Annotated in this window: 3 protein-coding genes; 2 read left to right on the forward strand and 1 reads right to left on the reverse strand. The window is 71.2% G+C overall.

The window, feature by feature from the left end; genetic code table 11:
- Nucleotides 1–290 precede the first annotated feature (290 nt).
- The gene (locus ACOV8S_RS00845; protein WP_448315327.1) at nt 291–1,019 is read left to right on the forward strand and encodes a DUF6227 family protein; all 729 of its coding nucleotides are present in this window, start codon (nt 291–293) and stop codon (nt 1,017–1,019) included.
- Between the two features lie 108 nt (nt 1,020–1,127).
- On the opposite strand, the gene ACOV8S_RS00850 is transcribed toward ACOV8S_RS00845, so the two are convergent.
- Entirely contained in the window at nt 1,128–1,637 is a 510-nt protein-coding gene (locus ACOV8S_RS00850; RefSeq protein WP_448315329.1) for an N-acetyltransferase family protein, read from the reverse strand.
- A 244-nt stretch (nt 1,638–1,881) separates the two neighbouring features.
- On the opposite strand from ACOV8S_RS00850, the gene ACOV8S_RS00855 reads away from it, so the two are divergent.
- The gene (locus ACOV8S_RS00855; RefSeq protein ID WP_448315331.1) at nt 1,882–2,883 is read left to right on the forward strand and encodes a sigma-70 family RNA polymerase sigma factor; all 1,002 of its coding nucleotides are present in this window, start codon (nt 1,882–1,884) and stop codon (nt 2,881–2,883) included.
- Nucleotides 2,884–2,899 lie beyond the last annotated feature (16 nt).

The raw sequence follows: 2,899 nt of genomic DNA on the forward strand, positions 1-2,899 counted from the left end.
GGCCCACGCCCCGGCCGACGTCCAGACCGGTACCTCCGGCGGCGGGGCCGGACGGGGTGCCGCCGGAGGTACCGGTCTGGACGTCGGCCGGGGCGTGGGCCTGGGCGTCGTCGGGGGAGGGACTCATCCGTCAAGCGTACGACCGGCGTACGCCTCCGCCTCAGGGCAACCTCCCAGGGGAAGTACGCGTCTCAACAACCGTACGTTTTCTCGGTTCCCGGACATGATGTCCGAGCGAGGGGCTACGGTATGCACCCACAAGGTGACAAGCAGCGACGCTGGGAGCAGCCTTGAGCGTTCCGTACGAGACGGCGGCGTACCCGGAGGAGCACCTGGACCGGCTCCTGGGCCGCGCCCTGAACTCCTTCGAACTGCCCGACGAGGTCCTGACGCGGCTGGACTCCGCGCTGGCGTACGACGGCTCGCTCCATTCCGCCCACCACAGTGCGGGCCTGTACCGGGAGACCCACCGGCACACCTGGCTGCTCTCCGACGGGTCCGTGCTCACGCTGTGGGAGCTGGTCCACAACACGGCGGCGGGCGGCCTGGTGCGGCACGAGGTCTACGCGGACCGGGAGGAGCTGTCCGCGGCCACGGACCGGCTCCCCCTGCCGTCCGACGAGCCGGCCCTGGCGCCGATGGACGCGCTGCGCCTGCCTCCGGTGCGGCTGCCTCCGCTGACGGGCCTCGGGCCGCCGTACGCGCCCGCCGACTCGGCGGACCACCTGCGCCGGCTGCTGCGGCGCGCGGAGAACCCGGACCGCCCCGGCCCGGACGCCGCGGCGGCCCTGCGGGCGGCGTACGCGCACGAGATCAGCCAGGCCTTCGGGCCGCCGTGCCGCACCGGTACGGGGGTGTGCCTGTCCCTGTACGAGCACGCCTTCCTGCTGCCGGGCGGCCGCCGTACCTCCCTGTGGGAGGTCGAGCACACGGCGACGCCGGACGGACGCCACATGTGCGAGGTCTACCCGACCGAGGCCGCGGCGCGGGCCGCGATGGAACGTCGCGTCGAGCCGTAGCGGCAGCCCTCGGCGGCACGGCCCCCGCGCCGCCGACCCGGCCTGATCCGTAACCCGCCCGGACCGCCCGCTCCGTTTACTCCGTCCGCTCCGTCCGCTCCGTCCGCCTCAGAGGGCCTTCTCGAACCAGGCCACGTCCCAGTACCGCCCGAACTTCCGCCCGACCTCGCGGAACATCCCGACGGGTTCGAAGCCGAAGCGGCGGTGCAGTCGTTCGGACGGCTCGTTGGGCGGGACGATCGCCGCGTAGGCCCGGTGCACGTCCTCGCCCGCCAGCGCCTCGAACAGCGCCCCGTAGAGCCGGCCTCCCACCCCGCGGCCGGTGACGTCCGGCGCCAGGTAGACCGTGCACTCGACCGAGCTCAGGTACGCGGGCTTCGGACGGAACCGGCCCGAGGTCGCGTATCCGAGCACCTCCCCCGTCCCCGCGTCCTCCGCCACCAGCAGGCGGTGCGGCCCCTCGGGGGAATACGAGGCGAGCCAGGCGCGTCTCTCCTCCGGAGTGAAGATTTCGGTGTCGAACGTGTAAGGCGTCTCACACACGTAGTGGTTGTAAATGGCCGTCAGCGCCGCGAGGTCCCGTTCGGCACCGGCCCTGACCTGTACTTCCTCACCCACCGTGTTCCTCCGTCTCCGCGGTGCGGGCGGGCAGGGTACTGCATGCGGGAGGGACTGGTGGGACCGTGCGGGAATTCTGTCCCGTTTCCGGTCGTTGTATCCCACGGATGCCGGGCACCCGGTGACAGTGAGGCTCACACGCTTCAACGTCACGCCGAGCCCGCCGGGGGTGATTCACGGCCGCCCGGGAGGCCGGCGTCCACAGCTGGAAAACGTCCGCCCACCATCGTTAGGGAGCACACGCATGGCAACCCGTGCCGTCGCCCGTCGCAAGTCCACCGCCTCCGGTGGGACGTCCGACGCGGCACGCAGCGTTCGCGCCCATGGCGGCGAGATCGCGGACCGCGACCTGGTCGGCATGTACCTGGACGAGATCGCGCGCACGCCGCTGCTCGACGCCGCCAAGGAGGTCGAGCTGTCCGAGACGATCGAGGCGGGCGTCTTCGCCCAGCAGATCCTCGGCGGCGAGGCGGAGTCGAAGTCCGACGCCACCCGCGAGGAGCTCGAGGCTCTGGTGGAAGCGGGAGAGCGGGCCAAGGACGTCTTCATCCGGTCCAACCTGCGTCTGGTCGTGGCGGTCGCCCGCCGCTACCCGCGCAGCGGTCTGCCCCTGCTGGACCTGATCCAGGAGGGCAACGCCGGTCTGGTCCGCGCGGTGGAGAAGTTCGACTACCGCAAGGGCTTCAAGTTCTCTACCTACGCGACCTGGTGGATCCGTCAGGCCATCACCCGGTCCATAGCCGACCAGTCCCGCACCATCCGGCTCCCCGTCCACCTGGTGGAGGAGCTGGGCCGCATCCGCCGCGTGCAGCGCGAGTTCAACCGCGAGCACGGCCGCGACCCGGAGCCCAGGGAGATCGCCCAGGAGCTGGGCGCCACTCCCGAGCGCATCACCGACGTGCTGGACTGGGCGCGCGACCCGGTCTCGCTGAACATGTCGGTGGACGACGAGGGCGAGACGCAGTTCGGCGACCTCTTGGAGGACACCTCCGCGGTGTCGCCGGAGCAGTCGGTGCTCACGCTGCTGCGCAGCGAGGAGCTCGACGGCCTCATCAACCACCTCGACCAGCGCACGGCCTCGATCATCAAGATGCGCTACGGCATCGAGGACGGCCGGGAGCGTACGCTGACAGAGGTGGGCAAGGAACACGGCCTCACCCGTGAGCGCATCCGGCAGATCGAGAAGCACGCCCTGCTCGAGCTGAAGAAGCTGGCACGCGACACCGGGTTCGACGCCGCAGCGTGACTTTTCCGCCGTGAAC

The organism is Streptomyces sp. CO7, from assembly GCF_053474865.1.

Excerpts from the sequence above, each read along its gene's own strand:
- ACOV8S_RS00855 (WP_448315331.1), top strand. The coding sequence starts at position 1,882 with ATGGCAACCCGTGCCGTCGCCCGTCGCAAGTCCACCGCCTCCGGTGGG.